Here is a 13,680-nt window from a genome sequence, read left to right as displayed (position 1 = left end):
AGGGCATTCGTTTCGCGTGCAAAAACTGCAAGAGCGAACTATTCCTCCCGCTGCAGCGTTCTACCGCACAGGACCAGCCAGCCGATTCGTGCCCTAATTGCTCTCGGCCATGGATGGTCGTAAACGGAAAACAAAGAACAAAATCTCTTGATGAATTGGTTCGCTCTCTGTGGGAGTTGTCGGAGTGGCCCGGTGAGTGCGAGGTCACACTAGAGGTTTCCGGGGAATAACTCAGGAGGAACGCAATGCAGAAAAATACTCTACATGCTCTGTGTCTAACGATTGGCGCTTTCGCCCTTGTCGGTGCCGCTAGTTTCCGCAGTGTTCCAGCCCAAGGTCGATCCGATACACCAACCGTCGGAATCGGCACGGTACAACTCCGCATCGGCATGGCCGCCGACACCGCGATTGCTGCGCTAGCGAAGGCTGGCTATAGGGTAGTCGGTGGAAATTGCGATCCCGGTCCGTGCGAAGTATGGGATGGAGGCGCTGGCGATGATTCAGCGTCCATCATCGCCAGCATCCAGATGAAGGATGGCCGGGTGTTCGTAATCAATCAACCTTGGTTCGATGAGGTAGGGCGGATTCCGAAGGGAATGCAGGACCAGCCGAGCGAGGCCGTTCAGGCCATCATCAACGCGGCAAACGCTATCACTAGCAACGCCAGCGCGACCTGCACGGTATGGCACTACAACGGGGCATCGCCTGAAATGAATACCCGCGACCTTTACATTACCTGCCCGCGAGGGACGATCGACATTACCGAAGCGACCGCTAACTACGGTCACCACGTGACCACGGTAAGCGTGAACCAAGTATTCCCGAATGTATACCCGCGCGGCGCAAAATGATGGACCACAGCCATATAGCCGAGCTACAGCAAGCCATCCACCGCCTGCATGGAGCGGAAGCCCGCTACCTGAAGAGCGTGGCCGTGCGTGAGGAGCACGCGGGGCGCGTAGTGTGGGATGGGGTTGTCGAGGTATTCGAGCTAATCGGCCATCCCCAAGCCAATATTGCCTACGCATGGAGCCACGCCACGGACGATCCGGCGCATCCCAAGCGCCATGTAGCCGTACTCCACGTACCTCCGGTTACGTCCCCCGAAACCGCCGTACGAGTGGCCATCATTCAGGAGTTCAGGAATGCCTTCAGTGGCCAAGCCGAAGCGTAGGGGGCCAGGACGGCCCAAGTTGCCAGCAGGCGAAGCCAGGGGGCGATTGGTTCCCGTTCGCCTCAGCCCGCCAGAGTTACAGGCGTTTGCTCGGGCCGCTAGAGACGCCAAACTGACGCTCTCCGCGTGGATTCGTGCCCGGTTAAACGAGGCGGTGCAGGCGTGACGTAGGATTTCAAATTAGGACACTACCGACTGGCGCGGGTACGGCCGGGGCCCCTGAACAGCCCCAACCCGGCCCCGCTGCCGTTTTACGCTCCGAGTGACCGCTGGCGCACAATCTCGAACAGCGCGATGCCGGCGGCGACGCTGGCGTTGAGCGACGCGACGCCGGCAGCCAGGGGAATGCGCAGCCGGGCATCGCAGAGCTTGCGGGTGAGCGAGTGCAGGCCGCGCTCTTCGGCGCCGACCACCAGCACCGTCGGCGGGCGGAAATCGTGCTGCCACAGGCTGACCGCAGCCTCGCCTTCCAGGCCGACCACCCAGTACCCGGCGGCCTTGCACGCCTCCAGCGCGCGCGCCAGGTTGGTGACTTGCGCCACGCGCACATGCTCGAGCGCGCCGGCGGAAACGCGTTCGACCGCGGCGGTCAGGCCCGCCGAGCGCCGCTCCGGCAGCAGCACGCCGTCCACACCCGCGCCGCAGGCAGTGCGCAGAATGGCGCCCAGATTGTGCGGGTCCTCAATGCCGTCGCAGGCCAACAGCAGCTTCTGCGGCGCGTCCGCCAGCAAATCTTCCAGCGCCAGCGTGGCCTTGGCTGCCGCCAGCGCCACCACCCCCTGATGCCGTTCGCCCTGCGCCAGCCGGTCGAGCGCCGCCGCCGGCTCCAGCCGCACGGGCACGCCGGCGGCGCGCGCTGCGGCGAGCAATTGCGCCAGCCGCGCATCGTGCCGCTCGCGGCTGGCGGCGATGTAGCGCAGGGGCGTGCCCGCGCGCAGCGCCTCTTCTACCGCGTGCAGGCCGGCCAGCGGGCGTTCACCGCTTACCTTCATTGGTCGTAGCGCAACAGCGAGAGCACGTCGTAGCCGGCGAGCTTGTCGCGCCCATGCAGAAACGTCAGCTCGACGATGAACGCCAGCCCCGCCACGCTGCCGCCCAATTTTTCGACGAGCTGCGTGCTGGCGACGGCGGTGCCGCCCGTAGCGATGAGGTCGTCGACGATGAGCACCCGCTGGCCGCGCGCGATCGCGTCCTGGTGGATTTCCAGCCGGTCGGTGCCGTACTCCAGGCTATATTCCACCGACGCCGTCGCCGCCGGCAGCTTGCGCGGTTTGCGGATGGGCACAAACCCCGCCCCCAGCCGGTAGGCCAGCGCCGGGCCGAAAATGAAACCGCGCGCCTCGATACCGGCGACCAGTTCGATCTTCTGGCTGGCATAATGTGCCGCGAGAATATCGATCAGCCGCGCAAACGGCTCCGCCTGCTTCAGCAAGGTAGTGATGTCATAAAACAGAATTCCCGGCTTGGGGAAGTCCGGGACTTCGCGGATATAGGCTTTCAGTTCATCGTGGGAGGGTACGGGCGCACTGGCCATAAGCGGGGTTTTCCTTTTTCAGTTCAATCCAGAATCTTGAAGCCATCGAGAGCCGCCCCTTGCGCCGGTGACAGCGGCCAATCGCTCCGGCTGACGCCGGTGACATAGGCCGCCGGTGGCCCCTGACGCAAGTAGTCTTCCAAGGCCTGCAGCGCTTTGGCGCTGCCAGCGGCATGCACTTCCACGGTCCTATCATCCCGGTTGCGCACCCACCCCCGCACCTCGAGGGCGAGCGCTTGCCGCTGGGCGAAATAGCGAAAGCCTACCCCCTGCACGCGGCCATACACTTCAAACCGGGCCGTGGCCATCCTCTACCCCTCCCTTGGCATTGTAATCTCGGTTTTCGATGCAACAACTCCGCTGGATTAAGCGCATCATAAGGCCAGCGGAGGACCCATGGGTGCATGGAAACAGGGCCTACACCAGGCGCGTTCGTTGAAACCATCGCGCATTCGCCAGCAGGCGCACCGGCATTTCCGGCTGGAGGTGCGCGCCGCCGATGACGCCGGCCGCGAAGCCCTGTGCCGCATTCTTATTCCCGACGAGATTACCGGCCCCGAGCGTACGCGCGCCGGCGAGCACCTTGTCGCGCCCGGCGAGGCCGCTGAAATCCTGGTCCGCGACCCCGGAACGAGCGGCGCCGGCGTCGTGCTCGATCCGCATGACCCCGATGCCGGCCTGCGGGAGTTGCTCCGCGTGTACGCCCCCTATCGGCTGGCCCTGGGCCGAATTTTTGCGCCGCTGCGCCGCCTGCTGGCCCGCGATTTGATCCAGGCGTTAGCCTCGCGCAACGCCGCCATTGCCGCCATCAGCGCCCTGCCCGAAGTCGTTCCCAATCCGCTCAGCCTCGTTCTGGCCCTGGGCGAGATGGGTTCCGACACGGTGCTCATTACCGCCAATCAGGTTGGCCTGGCGTTTGAGCTGGCGGCCTTGCACGATGAGCCCATAGGCTGGCGGGCACAATCCGGCCGCGTCGGCCTGGTGCTGGCCGGCGCCCTCGGATGGCGAACCCTGGCACGCGAACTCGTGGGTCTGATCCCTGCCGGCTATGGCCTGGCCGCCAAGTCCGGTATTGCCTATTCGGGTTCGCTTGCCGTCGGCGCTGCCTTGTGGCGCTATCAGGCGCCAGCGCGCGGTGCGGCGTTCCAGCCGCGCCGAAAATTCCTGCGCACCCAGCCAGCTCCGGTCGAGCGTCAAATTGCGTAAGAACAGGAGGAGGCAGTATGAACCTTCACATCACCTTGCAAGTGCCCCATTCGCCCGAACTCCATCGCATCATGGAGCGCTTTCAGCACAAGCTGGAGCCGCTGTTGCTGGTCTTTCAGCCGGAATTGGTGCAATTGCAGGGGCGGCTGGTGCGGCACACCAGCCGCGAGGGCGTTTCCTGCCGGCTCAATCTGCATCTGCCCACCGGCCAGTTGAGCAGCGAGAACACGTCCGCCAGCGCGCAAGTGGCCTTGCGTACGGCCAGTGATGATCTGGTCCGACAGTTGAACCGGCACAAACAGCGGTTGCGGGAAACCCGGCCGCGCTTCCGCATCCCGCTCCACCGCGGCAGTTACCTGGCGGCACCGAAAGCAGCAGCGGAACGGCAAGCGGATTTGGCTGCCTATTTTGGCGGCCACTACGAACATCTGCTGGCTTTCGTGAAGCGCCAGATTAACCTACGGGAGAGTTTGGGCGAGCTGCCGCGCGGCTGGCTCGATCCCGCCGAAGTATTGAATGAAGTCGTGGTGGCGGCGCTGGACGCCCGCCCGGTGGAGCAGGAGCTGCACCGCGGCCGTTGGCTCTTGCTGCTAAGTGCGGCTGCGATCCGCAGCCTGACCAAAGCCTATGGCGAAACGCGCCACGGCCAAACCCTGCTTTCACTCGAGGAAACCGCGAGCGAGCTATCGCTGGACGGGGACGATATTGCGGAGTCGGAGCGGCTCGAGGACCACTTGGCGGCGGCCCAGGCCGATCCGGAAGAAAATGCCTACGCCACCGAGAGCCTCAAGCGCCTGGTGGATGCCATTCGGCCCCTGCCACGCCAGCAGCGGCATGATCTGGTCTTGTATCTGCTCGAGGGCTTCCGGCCGAAAGAGCTGGCGCAGTTGACGCAGCGCAGCGAAACGGAAGTGCTCGCATCGCTCGATGCGGCGCAGACCGCCGTGCGGCGCATGCCCTGTCTGCCACCCCTGCTGCGCCGCCCGCTCGATCAGGAGCCGGGCCGGCGCGCCGCTGCCCGCCTGACGGCGCCACCGCGCACGGCCCCGGGCCACTCTGCCATACTGCCGCAGAGGGCTTGAGCCGAGCGTCGATGCGAGCATGCGGGAATACTTTGACTGGCGCGGGGCCTGGCGTGGCTGCGCCACGCCACCCGCTTGACGCTCGGCCGGGCTGGGGGCCCCGGGAGCCCCAGCCCGGCCGGGCCGGTGCCTCGTTGCTTGCCGGGGGCGGGTCGCCGCTGCGTGAATTTCTCGACCTCCCGCGCCGACCTAGCCGAAAGTGCCAACGGCGCCGCCCCCGCGTCTGGGCATTGCTGGGTTTGATCGTGCTGGTGGGCGGCGGACTCGGCTGTCACGTGCGTACGCCCAAGCCCGCACCGCCCGCGCCGAGCGCTAGTGCACCGGTCACCCCGGCGCCCGCCGCCCAGGTGCTGACGCCCGCTCGTCCGTCGCCGGCCATCGCCACGCCCCCTAAGGTCATCAGTGCCGCGCCGGTCCCAGCGCCGCAGGATGACGATGACGTCCGCGCGCTGGTGGCTGCCGTCGAGCAGCAGTACCAGGCGGCGCTGCAGTTGTACCGCGAGGGCCAGCTCGATGAGGCGCGTCAGGGCTTTGATACGGCGTTGGACCACTTGCTGGCGAGCCCCTACGATATTGCGTCCACGCCACAACTCCACACCGAGTTGACCTCGCTGCTCGACCGCATTCAGGCGCTCGAGAGCGACGCTCTGCCTGCCGGCGGCTTCTCTCAGGCGTCGCCGCAGAGCGCGATGCAGAAGATTCTGCAGCTCACCTTTCCGCTCGATCCGGAGACGAAAGCGCGGCTGGAGGCCAAAGCGCGCGTCGCCCTGGCGCGGCAGCGGCGCGGCCAGTTGCCGCTGACCGTCAACGATGCCGTCCTGCGCTATGTGCACTACTTCACCACGCGCGGCCGTGGCGACCTGTTGCAGGGCTTTCGCCGTGCCGGCCGTTACCGCGCCATGGTCGACCGGATTTTTACAGAAGAAGGCATTCCTACCGACCTGATTTACCTGGCACAACTGGAGAGCGGCTTTAACCCGCGGGAAACGTCGCGGGCGGGCGCGCGCGGCATGTGGCAATTCCTGGCGCTGACGGGTGAAGGCTATGGCCTGAAGCGCAGTCACTGGGTGGACGAACGGCTCGATCCGGAAATGGCCACGCGGGCTGCTGCCGAGCATCTCAAGTCGCTCTACACCCTGTTCGGCAACTGGTACCTTGCCATGGCCGCCTACAACACCGGCGAGATCACCATCGAACGCATCGTTGCCCGCACCGGCTATGCCAATTACTTCAAGCTGTACGATATGGGCGCCCTGCCGCGCAGTTGGCGCAACTACGTGCCGGTGATTCTGGCCATCGCGCTCATCGCCCAAAATCCCAGCGGTTATGGCATAACCGATCCCGATCCAGACCCGGCGCTCAGCCCCGATGAGGTGACAATTACCAGCAACGAGGACTTGCGCCTGGCTGCGGAATGCGCGGCTGTGACTGTGGCAGATTTGCAACGCCTGAACCCGGCGCTGCTACACTACCTGGTGCCCAAGGGTTATACCCTGAAAATTCCAAGTGGCACTAAGAAACTTTACGAAAATGGCATGGCGGCGGTGCCCGCACCGGATCGGGTGTACTGGCGGCTGCATTGGGTCCGGCGCGGCGAGACGTGGCGGGAGTTGGCCCACAAATACCGGATCAGTGCTCCGCTTTTGCAGCAGGCCAACCATTTGAGCGGCGCCGAGGCGCCCCCTCCCGGCACGCCTTTGGCGCTTCCCCACCGGGTGCAGCGGCGGCAGTTTTCAACCCGCCGATGAAGGTGGCTCGCCACTTTTTGCCCGGGTCGCTCCCGTTGGTCGCTTGGAGTGCGGGCTTCGATTGCCGGCAGGGTCCGCCCGCTGGCGCTCAGGGCTCCTCCAAGCTGCCGCCAGGAGAGTGCTTGCGGACGAGCCAGGGACTTGCCAGAATGTGGGGTACGCGCAGCAGTAGGCATGACGTTCGTAACGAGGAGGAAGCATGAGAGGCGATCAGGAATCTCTTTATTTCCGGTGTGCGGCAGCGAGCGATCCCGACGATCCGTTTGGCTTCGGCGATGATCGGCTCAGCGGCTTCGATGATGACGAGGGCGATGAGCTCGACACGTTTGCGGTGATTGCCGAGACCACCGCCGAGCCGGTCGTGCCGGTGCCGGCGGCGCCCGCAGCGGCGGCGCCCGCAGCGCGCAAGCCGGTGGCGAAGAAGCCGGCGAAGAAGCCGGCGCGGAAGCCGGCGAAAAAAGCCGCCGCGAAAAAGCCCGCGCGGCCTGCAGCGAAGAAGAAAGCCGCAAGGCCGGCCGCCAAAAAAGCGGCAGCGAAAAAGGCCTCCCGGCCGGCGAAAAAAGCCGCCGCGAAAAAGCCTGCCCGGAAATCGGCCGCCAAGCGCAGTGCGGCGCGCAAGCCGGCGCGCAAGCCCTCGCGCAAGAAATCGGCCGCGCGCAAGCGGCGCTAAGGCTACCTAAGCCCAGCGGGTTGCATCTGATGCGGAGCGGGCCGCGTAGGCAGGCGGCCTGCCGCAGCTCTGAGTTTGTGCGTGGATCTGGATTTCATTTTGGCGAAGCGGCTGGCGGTCGGCGGCGGCGTCTGGACGCTGGAGGCGATGGCCGAGCTTTCGCGCCGCGGCTTCACTCACATCATCGACGTCCAGTCGGAATTTGACGACACCGCCTTGGCCGCCGAAGTTGGCCTTGACGTCTTGTGGAATCCCGTCGAGGATGACTTCGCGCCCAAACCTGACGAATTTTTTGAGCGGGTGGCCGTTTACGCAGCGCAGGTGCTGGCGCATCCCGAAGCCCAACTGTACGTTCACTGTGCCGCGGGTTTTCATCGCGGCCCGCTGGCGGCCGCGGCGGTGCTGTGCGATCTCGGCTTCGAGCCCGAAGAGGCCATGACCCTCATCCTGGCGCGCCGTTCGGGCGCCGAGTTTCCACCCCCTTATCGCCTCAGTCTGGAGCGCTGGAGCCTCCAGCGCCAGCACACCGCTAAACTGTAGTTATGCTGAATCAAATCCGCGCCCAGGCGCCGGCGCCGGCTCAAGCCGCCAGTCTGGCCGATGCCTTGCGTTCCGGCGACAGCAGCGACGCCATCGACCTGCTCCTCGGCTGCCACAGCCGCATCCGCCATTTCACCACCATGGCGCGCCGCCTGGCCGCGCCCGACGCTCCGCGGGAGCAGATTCCTTCCGCCGCCAAGGCGGTCTACCGTTACTACAAAATCGCGCTGCCGCTGCACGAAGCCGATGAAAACCAGTCCGTCTATCCCCGTCTGCGCGCCGCCGCGCCGCCCGGGGCGCTGGCAGATGCCAACCAGGCGATGGTGGACCAGCATGTCAGCATTGACCGGATCGTGGCCGACCTGCTGCCCCAGTGGGAGGCTCTGGAACAGCATCCGGAAGCCGCGGGCGCGACCGCCGCACTGGCCCGCCAGTTGGACGAGGCCTGGCAGGAACACCTGGAATTGGAGGAACGGCTGATCTTTCCAGCCCTCCGCACCCACCTCAGCCTACAGGACCAAACTGCCATACGTCAGGAAATGGTCTCGCGCCGCCACGGTAGCGGAGCCGGGGCGTAGGGGCCCCGGCGCCGGTGGGCCCGCGATTAAGCGAAGAAATGGTTGTAACGCGGAATAGCGGTTGACCCAAATCCTTGGGTAGTGTCTAATGACTCATTGCATCGGTTTGATCTGCACCAGACAGGGAGATTCGTGTGGCTTTAAAACTTACCACTCGTACCGTTGATGGCGTCACCGTCGTAGAAGCGGCTGGGCGCATCATTTTAGGCCAGGAGACCAACGACCTGCGCGAGAGCGTCAAGGGTCTGCTGGCGAATGGCACGACCAAGATTGTGATCAACTTGGGAAACGTCGACTTCATCGACAGCAGCGGCTTGGGCGCCTTGGTCGGGTTGTACAGCACCGCCAACTCCAAAGGCGCGCGCATCAAGCTGGCCGCGATCACCAAGCGCTTCCACGAGCTGCTGATGATCACCAAACTGCTGACGGTCTTCGACGTCTACGACGACGAAGCCGCCGCCGTCGCCAGCTTCAAATAGCTGATCCCTGACCCCTGGCCCTGCTTCAGTCCACGCGCTGGAGTGTAAGGCCGGTCAGCAGCTTGGGGAAAAAGTCGGTCGACTTCTGCGGCATCACGCCGCCGGCCAGCGCAATATCGCGCACGAAGGTGGCGGACACCGGGTGCAGCAGGAATGCAGCTTGCGCGGCGTTGGCGGTGACCGAGCGCAGCGCTTCCGCGGCTTCCTTGACATAGCGCAGGTGCTGTTCGGCACGCACCATTTCCGGGGTCACGCCCAGCGCCAGGTCGAGCGCCAGCCGGTGCAGCAGCACCACGTCGAGCGCGCGCTGCTGCGGCAGGGCTTCGGGCAGCAGCGCCTCCAGCTTCAAATCCGGCCTGGGGCGCAGCAGCAGCAGATGCGGCTTGCCGGCCAGCGCCACCGCGACTGCAGGCCCTTTGCCGGAAGCCGCCGCCAACCGTGGCCGGATGCGCGCCGCGGCGTTCTCGTCGCCCACCGCAATGGCCGTATCTTCCGCGCTGAAATACTGCTCCAGCTTCGCGAGCGCTGCCGGGCCGTTCCAGTCTGCCAGACCATAGATCAACCGGTGCGTCGGCAGCACCACCAAGCCGGGCGCATCCAGATTCACAAACGCCATCATGGCCCAGTCCCAGGGATGGTCAGGCCGGTGCGGCGCCTGCGCGTTTTGCTCGTTCCGCCAGGCCAGCGCGGTTTCATAACGATGGTGGCCATCGGCGATCACCAGCGGCAGCGGCGCCATGGCGTGCTGCACGCGGTCGATGACGCCGGCGTTGGTCTCGCGGAACAACCGGTGGATGGTTCCGTACTCATCCGTAGCTTCGAGCACCGGATTTTGGGCGCGCGCCATCAGCTCACTCTCCACCGTTTGCTGGGGATCGCTGTAGAGCATGAACAACAATCCGAAGTGCGTGCGCGTCGCCCGCAGCAACGCCTGCCGGTCCTGCTTGGGGCCGCTGAGGGTTTGCTCGTGGCGATGGATAACCCGTTTGTCGTAATCTTCCAGGCCGCCGAGGGCGATGAAGCTGCGCCGGATAAACGTATCGCCGCTATCCGGCGCGCGGAACTGCTGGGTGTAAGCGTAAAGTGAGGGCTCGGAGTCGGCCCGCAAAACGCCCTGTTCGACCCAGGCATTGAGGTAATTCGCGGCCCGGGTGTAGACGTTATCGCGCTCGTTGTCGGTCTCTTTTTTCTCGCCCAAAATCACCCGCACCAGGTTGTAGGGGCTGGCGGCCAGGTAGCGCTGCCGCATGGCCGGGGTGATCTTGTCGTAGGGCTGCGTGAGCACATCAGCCGCGTGTACACGGCTCAAATCGTAGCGGTAGGCGGAGAAGGGTCGAATACGGGCCATAGCGGGAGGTTTCGCGTTTCGGTTTCGAGTTTCAAAAACATTGTAGCTTGCCGGCGGGGTAAAATTTGCTGGAGTGCCTGTTCCCGCCGAATCCGAATCGAAGCCGGCGACTGCGGCGCCGCGCAACTTTGAGCTGCCGGCGGATGCGGTGGGTTTGCCGCTTCCGCCTCGCGCGCAGCCGCGGGAGCGGCCGCAGCCGCGGGATCTCTGGCTGCGCGTGACCACCTTTGCCGTGCTCCTGGGCGCGGTATTGACGATCCTTTACGCCTGGTTCCTGGCGCAGCCGGATGCGCTCAACGCCTTGCCGCCAGCCGGCCTGGCCAGTTTTGAGCACGTGCTGGTGCCGCTGCTGGCAGTGATGACGGTGGTCGGGGTTTTCGTCCTCGATCGCGTCGCCGTGCTGGGAGTGATTCTGATGTTGAGCGGCACCGCCGCAGGCTTGGCCGGAGGAGCGATCTGGCTGGTGCCGGGAACCGTGCTGGGCTGCATTTGGGCAGTACAGCGGCAGTCCGCCGCCCGTGCCGCGGTGGGATTTTTGTTGCTCGTGCCGGGTGTGGCTGCCGTGTTTTACGGTCTGCTCGGCGCCCTGGCCTTCCTCAGCGGTCAACCTTTCCGCGCCAGCGCGCTGGGCGCCATCCCGCTTTCCCTGGGTCAGGCCCTGCTGCCGCTCGAATGGTTGCCGCTGGCGCTGCTCGGCGCCTGGCTGCTGGTGCGTCCCTTGGCTCACGAGCGGAGCTAACCCCGCAGGCGTAAACTAGCCTTATGGCAGGCCATATTCCCGACGAACCGCGGCCACGGCCCGTCGGGCATGAGCAGATCGGCGATCAACTGCAGGCGCCGATCCTGCGCTTTCACCTGGCCGCAGAGATTGACCATCTCCACCAGCAGAGTGCCTGGCAGCGTGCGCGCGGCCAAAGCTCGACCACCCTGGTCAAGCATCCGGATCTGCGCGTCATTCTGGTGGCGATGCGCCAGGGCGAACGTATGGCGCAGCATCGCACCGCCGCGCGCATCGCCGTGCAGACGCTGAGCGGCCATATCCGCATGCACCTGCCCGGCGGATCGCAGGATTTGCCCGCCGGGCATCTGCTGGTGCTCGACCGTGAAATGCATCACGACGTCGAAGCACTGGAGGAAAGCGCATTTCTGCTGACCATGGCCTGGCCCTCGCAGGAGGATTGTCCATGATTCAACTCAAGCGTGCTTATGACGCCGCCTCCACCGGCGACGGCGCCCGCATTCTGGTCGAGCGCCTCTGGCCACGCGGCGTCAAGAAGACCGATTTGCCTTTGGCGTCGTGGCTCAAGGAAGTAGCGCCCAGCACTGAACTGCGCCAATGGTTCGGCCACGACCCGGCGAAGTGGACGGAATTTCAGCACCGCTACACCGCGGAATTGCGTACGCACGAAGCCGAACTCGCGCCGCTGCTGGCCGCCGCGCGCGGCGGTACGCTGACATTGATCTACAGCTCGCACGACACCGAACACAATAACGCCGTCGTGCTGAAACATTACCTGGAGACAAAGCTCAAGAAAGGGAAAGCCGCATGAGCACCAGCCGCTTGCTGGATCGTCAGACCGTAGCCGAAGGCACGATGTCGTTCCGTATGGAACGGCCCGCCGGTTTCAGTTATCGCCCCGGCCAAACGGTGGATGTCACCCTACCCACGCTGCGGGACGATGTGCCCGGGGGCAACATCCATACTTTTTCTCTCGCCGATGATCCGGATGCGCAGGGCCTGCTGGTGGCGACGCGCATGCGTGGCAGCGCCTTCAAGAATGAATTCGCCCGCATGCCCATCGGTGGCGCGCTCGATCTGATGGGGCCCTCGGGTGACTTTACGCTGCCCAACCGGGATACGCGCGCGATCGTGCTGCTGGCCGGCGGCATCGGCATCACGCCTTTCAGCGCCATGGTGCGCTACGCCGCCCATCACAAGCTGAACCATCGCATTATTCTCTTCTACGGCAACCGCCGTCCGGAAGACGCGCCGTTCCTGGACGACCTGCTGGCCCTGCAAAAAGAAAACCCGCGCTTTACCTTCGTTCCCGTCATGTCGGAGATGGAAAAATCCTCGCGCCCCTGGGACGGCGCCCGCGGCTTCATAGACGCCAAGCTGATGGCGCCGTATCTCAAGGATGTTCACGAGCCCATCTACTTCATTGCCGGCCCTCCCGGCATGGTCACCGCGCTGCGCAAAACCCTGCACGACGCCGCCGTCGATGACGACGACATCCGCACCGAAGAATTCTCCGGCTACTGAAACATGCTGAAAATGTATACCACCACCTGGTGCCCGGATTGCCGGCGCGCCAAGCGATTCTTGTCCGAACGCGGCGTCGCTTTCGCGGAAGTCAATATCGAGCAGGTCGACGGCGCCGCCGAATGGGTCGCCGCGCACAATGAGGGCAAATACAAAGTGCCGACCCTCGACTGCGGCGACGGTCACGTCTTTGCTTGCAGCCCCTTCGACCCGACCGTCCTGCGCCGCGAACTCAACCTCGCCGCCGATCCCGTAACCCGGTAGCGCAGGAACAGCATCGAGCCGTTGGCTTTGACGCTGCGGAGCTGCAGTTGCGGCGCCTCGGCGGGCAAGAACGCGGCGCGGGCAAGCAGGCCTGGCCGCACCGCGCCTTCGTCGCGGCCGGCGAGACTCGGCGCCACGGAAAGAAACAGTTCGTGCAAGGCGCCGGCGCGCACGAACGCGCCCAGCAGCGATGGTCCTCCCTCGTGCAGCAGCCGCCGCACGCCAAATTCCTCGCGCAGCAGCCGGAGCAGCGCCGCCACGGGCACGTGACCTCCCTGCGCTGCCAAAGCCCGCACCAGTACACCCCGTGGCGCCCGGGCCGCTCCTTGTTTGGAGGTAATCACCAGCACCCGCGCCTGCGGGCCCGTCAGCGCTGAATAATGGGCCGGCAAGTGTCCACTTGCAGTGACCACCACCAACAGCGGCACGCCGGGCAGGCGTTGCTTCCGCCGCCACTGCCGGAATGCCGGAGCCGCGGCGGGATAGGTATAGCCCGGATCCCAAAGCGCCTTCGGCCCTGCCTCGCGCAGTGTCGTGGCGCCGACGATCACGGCATCGGCGGTGGCGCGCAGCAGACCCATCACGAAACGGTCGCCGGCATCGCCCTGGCTGATGGCGCCTCCGCCCGCCTGCCCCGGAATCCGGTAGCTCACCACGCCATCCACGCTCGCGACAAAGTTCGCGTAGACGTACGGTTGCGGACGGGCAGGGAAGCGCAGGCCGCCCGCGTAGCGCTTCCGCAGCGCCGGTGACAGCCATGTGGTCTCACGTTCCTGGTCCCAAAGCGTCTGCAT

The 13,680-nt window shown here is 65.2% G+C and carries 18 protein-coding genes and 1 pseudogene; 14 read left to right on the top strand and 5 right to left on the bottom strand.

All coding sequences use genetic code 11. The annotated features are described in order from the left end of the window. Nucleotides 1–245: 245 nt before the first annotated feature. Together EPN33_04985 and EPN33_04980 are read left to right on the top strand one after the other, a co-directional pair. Nucleotides 246–851 carry a hypothetical protein gene (locus EPN33_04985; protein TAN23503.1) on the top strand — a complete coding sequence of 202 codons (606 nt, stop codon included), beginning with the start codon at nucleotides 246–248 and terminating at the stop codon, nucleotides 849–851. Next, nucleotides 848–1,174, top strand: a complete 327-nt coding sequence (locus EPN33_04980; protein TAN23502.1) for a hypothetical protein — start codon at nucleotides 848–850, stop codon at nucleotides 1,172–1,174. Before EPN33_04985 ends, EPN33_04980 begins: the two co-directional genes overlap by 4 nt. A 251-nt stretch (nucleotides 1,175–1,425) precedes the next feature. On the opposite strand, the gene rlmB is transcribed toward EPN33_04980, so the two are convergent. From rlmB to EPN33_04965, 3 genes are read right to left on the bottom strand one after another with little or no spacing between them, the layout of a single operon-like run. Then, nucleotides 1,426–2,166, bottom strand: coding sequence for a 23S rRNA (guanosine(2251)-2'-O)-methyltransferase RlmB (gene rlmB, locus EPN33_04975; GenBank protein TAN23501.1), 741 nt, complete (start codon nucleotides 2,164–2,166; stop codon nucleotides 1,426–1,428). Beyond that, the gene (locus EPN33_04970; protein ID TAN23500.1) at nucleotides 2,163–2,708 is read right to left on the bottom strand and encodes an adenine phosphoribosyltransferase; all 546 of its coding nucleotides are present in this window, start codon (nucleotides 2,706–2,708) and stop codon (nucleotides 2,163–2,165) included. Before EPN33_04970 ends, rlmB begins: the two co-directional genes overlap by 4 nt. 23 nt (nucleotides 2,709–2,731) lie before the next feature. Next, nucleotides 2,732–3,016 (bottom strand): acylphosphatase, encoded by a 285-nt coding sequence (locus EPN33_04965; protein ID TAN23499.1) that lies wholly within the window; start codon nucleotides 3,014–3,016, stop codon nucleotides 2,732–2,734. 88 nt (nucleotides 3,017–3,104) lie between these two features. On the opposite strand from EPN33_04965, the gene EPN33_04960 reads away from it, so the two are divergent. The 7 genes and pseudogenes from EPN33_04960 to EPN33_04930 all read left to right on the top strand — a co-directional run bounded on the left by EPN33_04960 (nucleotide 3,105) and on the right by EPN33_04930 (nucleotide 9,011). Then, nucleotides 3,105–3,914: a hypothetical protein gene (locus EPN33_04960; protein TAN23498.1), complete on the top strand. Its 810-nt coding sequence runs from the start codon at nucleotides 3,105–3,107 to the stop codon at nucleotides 3,912–3,914. A gap of 17 nt (nucleotides 3,915–3,931) precedes the next feature. Next, nucleotides 3,932–4,996, top strand: a complete 1,065-nt coding sequence (locus EPN33_04955; protein TAN23497.1) for a hypothetical protein — start codon at nucleotides 3,932–3,934, stop codon at nucleotides 4,994–4,996. Nucleotides 4,997–5,007: 11 nt separating this feature from the next. Further along, a complete protein-coding gene (locus EPN33_04950; protein TAN23496.1) occupies nucleotides 5,008–6,744 on the top strand; it encodes a lytic transglycosylase in 1,737 nt (578 codons plus the stop codon). A gap of 454 nt (nucleotides 6,745–7,198) precedes the next feature. Then, nucleotides 7,199–7,333, top strand: a pseudogene (locus tag EPN33_04945) (EF-hand domain-containing protein). Nucleotides 7,334–7,495: 162 nt separating this feature from the next. Then, the gene (locus EPN33_04940) at nucleotides 7,496–7,954 is read left to right on the top strand and encodes a hypothetical protein (protein ID TAN23495.1); all 459 of its coding nucleotides are present in this window, start codon (nucleotides 7,496–7,498) and stop codon (nucleotides 7,952–7,954) included. Nucleotides 7,955–7,956: 2 nt separating this feature from the next. Next, entirely contained in the window at nucleotides 7,957–8,532 is a 576-nt protein-coding gene (locus EPN33_04935) for a hemerythrin domain-containing protein (GenBank protein TAN23494.1), read from the top strand. Nucleotides 8,533–8,666: 134 nt separating this feature from the next. Then, nucleotides 8,667–9,011 carry an anti-sigma factor antagonist gene (locus tag EPN33_04930; GenBank protein ID TAN23493.1) on the top strand — a complete coding sequence of 115 codons (345 nt, stop codon included), beginning with the start codon at nucleotides 8,667–8,669 and terminating at the stop codon, nucleotides 9,009–9,011. A gap of 25 nt (nucleotides 9,012–9,036) precedes the next feature. Here the strand turns inward: EPN33_04930 and EPN33_04925 are convergent, their stop codons facing one another. Next, entirely contained in the window at nucleotides 9,037–10,359 is a 1,323-nt protein-coding gene (locus EPN33_04925) for a DUF1015 domain-containing protein (GenBank protein ID TAN23492.1), read from the bottom strand. A gap of 73 nt (nucleotides 10,360–10,432) precedes the next feature. Here EPN33_04925 and EPN33_04920 point away from each other — a divergent pair, with 73 nt between their 5' ends. The 5 genes from EPN33_04920 to EPN33_04900 all read left to right on the top strand — a co-directional run bounded on the left by EPN33_04920 (nucleotide 10,433) and on the right by EPN33_04900 (nucleotide 12,886). Then, nucleotides 10,433–11,098 carry a hypothetical protein gene (locus EPN33_04920; GenBank protein ID TAN23491.1) on the top strand — a complete coding sequence of 222 codons (666 nt, stop codon included), beginning with the start codon at nucleotides 10,433–10,435 and terminating at the stop codon, nucleotides 11,096–11,098. Nucleotides 11,099–11,226: 128 nt separating this feature from the next. Then, nucleotides 11,227–11,547, top strand: coding sequence for a hypothetical protein (locus tag EPN33_04915; protein ID TAN23527.1), 321 nt, complete (start codon nucleotides 11,227–11,229; stop codon nucleotides 11,545–11,547). Next, a complete protein-coding gene (locus tag EPN33_04910) occupies nucleotides 11,544–11,909 on the top strand; it encodes a DUF488 family protein (protein ID TAN23490.1) in 366 nt (121 codons plus the stop codon). The genes EPN33_04915 and EPN33_04910 overlap by 4 nt, the downstream gene beginning before the upstream one ends. Continuing rightward, nucleotides 11,906–12,622, top strand: coding sequence for an FAD-dependent oxidoreductase (locus EPN33_04905; GenBank protein ID TAN23489.1), 717 nt, complete (start codon nucleotides 11,906–11,908; stop codon nucleotides 12,620–12,622). The genes EPN33_04910 and EPN33_04905 overlap by 4 nt, the downstream gene beginning before the upstream one ends. A 3-nt stretch (nucleotides 12,623–12,625) precedes the next feature. Continuing rightward, on the top strand, nucleotides 12,626–12,886 hold the full coding sequence (locus EPN33_04900) for a glutaredoxin family protein (GenBank protein ID TAN23488.1): 261 nt from the start codon (nucleotides 12,626–12,628) through the stop codon (nucleotides 12,884–12,886). On the opposite strand, the gene EPN33_04895 is transcribed toward EPN33_04900, so the two are convergent. Continuing rightward, on the bottom strand, nucleotides 12,805–13,680 hold the full coding sequence (locus tag EPN33_04895; GenBank protein TAN23487.1) for a hypothetical protein: 876 nt from the start codon (nucleotides 13,678–13,680) through the stop codon (nucleotides 12,805–12,807). The genes EPN33_04900 and EPN33_04895 overlap by 82 nt on opposite strands.

The sequence above is a fragment of the Acidobacteriota bacterium genome, assembly GCA_004299485.1.
Classification (GTDB): Bacteria; Acidobacteriota; Terriglobia; order Terriglobales; family SCQP01; genus SCQP01.
This window is presented reverse-complemented; position numbering and strand designations above follow the sequence as displayed.